Origin of the sequence: Sandarakinorhabdus sp., assembly GCF_040398645.1 — a bacterium.
Classification (GTDB): Bacteria; Pseudomonadota; Alphaproteobacteria; order Sphingomonadales; family Sphingomonadaceae; genus Sandarakinorhabdus.
Map to the genome: position 1 here is coordinate 5733 of NZ_JBBATR010000051.1, position 5220 is coordinate 10952.

A 5220-nucleotide genomic window follows, 5' to 3' on the forward strand; every position below is an offset into this window, starting at 1 on the left:
TCGCTGCGGGGGCCGCCGGGCAGGCTCTCGATCAGATAATCCGGCCGGAAATGCAGGAAAAATGGCGTCGAGTAGCGGGCAACGCCCATCCGCTCCGGCGCGGGATTGACGACGCGGTGGGTGGTGGACGGCAGGCGATGCCCGGTCATGCGTTGCAGCATGTCACCGATATTGCACACCAGGCTGCCCGGCGGCGCCGGCACCACCCGCCATTGCCCATCCGTGCCAAGCAATTGCAGCCCGGCCTCCTCGGCACCCAGCAGCAGCGTGATGACATTGATATCCTCATGGGCGCCGGCGCGAATGGCACCTGCTGTTTCCGGCGCCACCGGCGGATAGTGCAGCAGGCGCAGCACGCTGTTGCCGTCGCGCACCGGGTCTTCGAAGAAATCCGCCGCCAACCCGAGATGCACAGCAATGGCGCGCAGCATGCGGCCACCAGCATGATCGAGCGCGGCATAAAGTGCCGATACGGCGCTGCGGAAATCGGCGATTTCGCCCGGCCACAAATTGGGCGGCATCTGCGCGGCATAGGGATGCCCAGGCGGCAGATCACGCCCGACATGCCAGAATTCCTTGAGATCGGCTTTGGCCTCGCCCTTGGCCGCTTCGATGCCAAATGGCGTCAGGCCGCGCTGGCCGCCGCCGCCGGGCACGACATAGGCGCGCTTCACCTCCTCCGGCAGGGCGAAGAAGGCTTTGGTGGCCGCATTGGCCCGGTCGATCAGCGCCTGATCGATGCCGTGATCGGACACGACGGCAAAGCCGGTGCGCGCAAACGCATCGCCAAAGCCGGCTGCGGCGGCGGCAAGATCGGTCTCGATCAACGAAAGCCTGATGGGATGAATGTCTGCCGGCAATGTCATGTTCGCTTCCATGCCGCAGCTTTGGGGAAAATCCCAGCGGCCAGGCGCTGGATTGCACAAAAAAACGCGGTGGCGCTTGTCCACTTGACCAGTCGCCAACCGCCGCTCAAAGCGCGCAAATCATGCAAGGAAGGGGGGTATCTGATGCTGCGTGCAGTCTGTTTGGTCCCGGCGCTGCTGGTGCCAGCGCCGGCAACCGCCGAACCAATCCCGCCAGCCGTGGCCGCAATGATCGACGCTGCCGAGCCTGACCAACTGGCTGCAATCGCCAACATTGCCCGGAAGACCAATCCGGCCAGCGCGGCGGAAATCGATGCCAGGGTTGCGGGCATCCAGGCTGCCGCAGCGGCCGCCCGCGACGCCAGGCTGGCAGCGCAAGGCATATTTGAAGGCTGGCGCGGTCAAGGAGAAGCGGGCGGCTTTGTTTCGACCGGGAACACCGAAAATCGCGGCGCTGCCGTCGGCCTGGCGATGACCAAGGAAAGCCGCAAATGGAAACACGGCCTGCGCGGTGTCGTCGATTATCAGGAAGATCGCGGCGTCGCCTCCCGCGAACGTTTTTTTGCTGGCTATGAAGGCAACTGGAAGTTCAGCCCGCGCGGCTACACACTGCTGGCCCTGAGCTGGGAGCGCGACAAGTTTACCGGCTTCACCAGCCGCCTCACGCAGTCGCTGGGCTTTGGCTATCGGCTGGTGGATGGCAAGCGCTTGAAAATGACCATCGATGGGGGGCCGGCCGTGCGTCAGACGCGTTTCATAACAGGCCTGCTCGATAATAGTGTGGCGGCGCGCGCCGGTCTGAACACCAATTGGCCGATTCATGATGCGCTGAAATTCACCCAGACAGCCACGTATTATTACGACGAAAGCAACAATTCGCTGCTGGTGCTTTCGCAGTTGACTGCCAGGATCAATCGCCAGCTTTCGACACGGGTGTCCTTTCAATACAACAACGAAGCAAATCCGCCGCCGGGACGGCAAAACAGCGACACGGTCAGCCGGGTCACGCTGGTGTACACATTCTGAAGCAGCACGGCCGCCGCCTGGCGATCACGGCGTGATGGCGGCGGCCTGTTGACCGCAGCAAGGCGGCGCTCTATGGCAGCGCTCCCGAATATCGTGCTTGGCATGGCAGCGTAGCTCAGTTGGTGAGAGCGCCGGATTCATAACCCGGAGGTCGGCGGTTCAAATCCGCCCGCTGCTACCATTTCGGTCCAAAGCATCATTCGGCCTGCATGCATAAGCCGCACCCACCCTGCGATGAGGATGAGGTGGCATTGCAGCGCCGCCGTGGCTATCTGATAGCCAACCACTCGTTTGGAGAGCTACGCCATGTCAATGCCCGCTGCTTTTGCCGGCCGCCTGTCGATCCCGGTGATCGGATCGCCGCTGTTCATCATTTCGGTGCCGGAACTGGTGATTGCCCAGTGCAAGGCCGGCATCATCGGCAGCTTTCCCAGCCTGAATGCCCGCCCGATCGCGCAATTTGAAGAATGGCTGCAGCGGCTGAACACCGAACTCGGCCCGAATGATGCGCCCTATGCAGTCAATCTCATCGTGCACAGGTCCAATGACCGCCTGATGGCGGATGTGGAATTGTGCGTGAAATACAAGGTGCCGATGATCATCACCTCGCTGGGCGCACGCGAGGACGTCAACGAAGCCATCCACAGCTATGGCGGCGTTGTCATGCACGACATCATCAGCAACAAATTCGCCAGGAAAGCCGTTGAAAAGGGCGCGGACGGCCTGATCGCCGTCGCTGCCGGCGCTGGCGGCCATGCCGGCACCACCAGCCCGTTCGCGCTGATCCAGGAAATTCGCGAATGGTTTGATGGTCCGCTGGCGCTGTCGGGCTCGATTGCCACCGGTGAAGCCGTGCTGGCCTGCGAGGCCATGGGCGCGGATTTCGGCTATATCGGCAGCGCGTTCATCGCCACCACCGAAGCCCGCGCCGCGCAAGACTACAAGGACATGATCGTGGACAGCGTGTCGTCCGACATCGTCTATTCCAACCTGTTCACCGGCGTGCACGGCAATTATCTGCGGCCATCCATCGTCAAGGCCGGCATGGACCCCGATGCCCTGCCCGTCAGCGATCCATCCGCGATGAATTTCGGCAGCGGCGGCAACACCGAAGCCAAGGCCTGGAAGGACATCTGGGGCTGCGGCCAGGGCATCGGCGCGGTCAAGGAAGTGCTGCCGGCCGCTGAGCTTGTCGCACGCCTGGTGCGGGAGTATCATGCAGCGCGCAGCCGGATCGGATTGGCCCCGGTTGCGATTGCTGCGGAGTGATCGCCATGCAGGTTGAAATGAATGCCCGGACCCGGATGACGTGGTTGATGGGCGCGCTCGTGCTAGGCACGCTGAGCCAGTGGTGCATGGTGTTCGGGCCGTGCGGCGCACCGATCTGACGCAGCAATCGGCGAATTGAAAAGGGGCGGCGCGCTGTTACAGCGCCCGCCCTTTTTATTTGACCCGCTCGGCCCCGCTGGCGCGCTTGTCATCAACCGTGGTCGGCCCCGGCTTCACACCCAGGCTGATCAGCAGCGACGACGAGACGAAGATCGATGAATAGGTGCCGACCACAATCCCGAGCACCATCGCCGCCGTAAAGCCGAAAATCACTTCCGGGCCAAGCAGCAGCAGCGCGATCAGCGCCGCCAGCAACGTCACCGACGTCATCACCGTGCGCGGCAGCGTTTCATTCACCGACAGATCGATGATCTGCCTGATGTCCATCTGGCGATATTTGCGCAGATTTTCGCGGATACGGTCATCGATGACGACCTTGTCGTTCAGGCTGTACCCGATGATGGTCAGCACGGCGGCAACGATGTTGAGATCAAATTCCAATTGGGTCAGGCTGAAAAACCCGAGCGTCACCACCACGTCGTGGACCAGCGCCACCACGGTCGAAACGCCGAAGTACCATTCGAACCGAAACCAGGTGAACACCGCCACAAACAACATCGACAGGCCAACCGCCCATAGGCCATCGGTGATCAATTCCTGCGAAACCTTGCCCGACACGCTTTCGACGCGGGAAAAATTGACACCGGGATAGTCTTTTTCCAGCGCGGTGCGCACCTTGCCCACCACGCGCTGCACGGCGGCCTGGTCGCCTTCGGGCAGCGGCAGCCGGATCAGGATGGTCGTTGGCTTGCCGAATTCCTGCAAGGCGGAATCGCCCACACCCACCTGGTTGACGCGTTCGCGCAGGGCGTCGAGCGGCGGCGGCGCAGAAAATTCGACCTGCATGGTCAGGCCGCCCACAAAATCCACACCCAGATTGAGGCCGCGCACCGCCAGCAGCGCGCCGGCACCAATGGTCAGCGCCAGCGTCAGCGCAAACGCAATGAAGCGCAGCTTCACAAAGCCGATGTTGGTGTTGTCGGGAACGAGTTTCAGCGGCATGTGCCTGTTTCCTTGCCCGTCAGATGCTGAGCACAGTGGGGCGCGCGCCCGTCAACCAGCGCGCCACCATCCAGCGCACCAGCGTCACCGCCGTGAACACCGATGTGGCAATGCCGATCGACAGCACCACGGCAAAGCCCTTGATCGGGCCGGAGCCGAACAGGAACATGATGATGGCCACGATGATGTTCAGGCTGTTGGCATCCCAGATCGTGCGCGTCGCTTCGCGAAAGCCGACTTCGACACTGGCGACAACGCCCCTGCCCTTGCGCTGCTCTTCGCGAATGCGTTCATTCACCAGCACGTTGGCATCCACCGCCGCGCCGATGGTCAGCACCATGCCGGCAATGCCCGGCAGCGTCAGCGTGAAGCCGGCAGCCGACATGATGCCCAGGATCATGATGACGTTGATGACCAGCGCCAGCACCGCGTAAACCCCGAAGCGGCCATAGGTCAGGATCATCAGCCCCGACACGGCCAGCACCGACACGATCGACGCAATCGCACCGGCCCGGATCGAATCCGCACCCAGATCAGGCCCGACCGTGCGTTCCTCGACCACCTTCAGCTCAACCGGCAATTTGCCGGAGCGCAGCAGGATGGCCAGTTCATTGGCCGTCTGCACCGTATAACTGCCCGATATCTGCCCGTTGCCGCCCAGGATCGGCTCGTTGATGTTGGGCGCGGAAATCACCATGCCATCCAGGATGATGGCAAAGGGCCGGCCGACATTTTCGGTGGTGGCCTGCGCAAACCGGCGCCCGCCGGTTGAATCGAAACGGAACGACACCGCCGGCGCGCCATTTTGATCGGTTGTCACCTGGGAATCGATCAGTTGGTCGCCAGTGATGATGGCGCGGCGCTTTACCACCAGTTGCCCGCCCTCCTGCGATGGCAGGATCTGGCTGCCCGGCGGCGCCCGGCCCTGCGCCACTTC

At 62.6% G+C, this 5220-nt stretch carries 5 protein-coding genes and 1 tRNA gene; 3 read left to right on the plus strand and 3 right to left on the minus strand.

Annotated features, from left to right (window positions below; translation table 11 throughout):
* Nucleotides 1-866, minus strand: an 866-nt coding sequence (locus ABWP50_RS10660) for an isopenicillin N synthase family dioxygenase (RefSeq protein ID WP_353217969.1), incomplete at its 3' end; no start/stop codon positions are given.
* A gap of 144 nt (nt 867-1010) precedes the next feature.
* Here ABWP50_RS10660 and ABWP50_RS10665 point away from each other — a divergent pair.
* From ABWP50_RS10665 to ABWP50_RS10675, 3 genes are all read left to right on the plus strand, one after another.
* Nucleotides 1011-1892, plus strand: coding sequence for a DUF481 domain-containing protein (locus tag ABWP50_RS10665; protein ID WP_353217970.1), 882 nt, complete (start codon nt 1011-1013; stop codon nt 1890-1892).
* A gap of 104 nt (nt 1893-1996) precedes the next feature.
* A tRNA-Met gene (locus tag ABWP50_RS10670) sits at nt 1997-2073 on the plus strand.
* Between the two features lie 125 nt (nt 2074-2198).
* Complete coding sequence (locus ABWP50_RS10675) at nt 2199-3161, plus strand: NAD(P)H-dependent flavin oxidoreductase (RefSeq protein WP_353217971.1); 963 nt, start codon at nt 2199-2201, stop codon at nt 3159-3161.
* Between the two features lie 174 nt (nt 3162-3335).
* Here the strand turns inward: ABWP50_RS10675 and secF are convergent, their stop codons facing one another.
* Both secF and secD read right to left on the minus strand, forming a co-directional pair.
* On the minus strand, nt 3336-4283 hold the full coding sequence (secF, locus tag ABWP50_RS10680) for a protein translocase subunit SecF (protein WP_353217972.1): 948 nt from the start codon (nt 4281-4283) through the stop codon (nt 3336-3338).
* A 19-nt stretch (nt 4284-4302) separates the two neighbouring features.
* Nucleotides 4303-5220: protein translocase subunit SecD (secD, locus tag ABWP50_RS10685; RefSeq protein WP_353217973.1), on the minus strand; the 918-nt coding region annotated here is incomplete at its 5' end.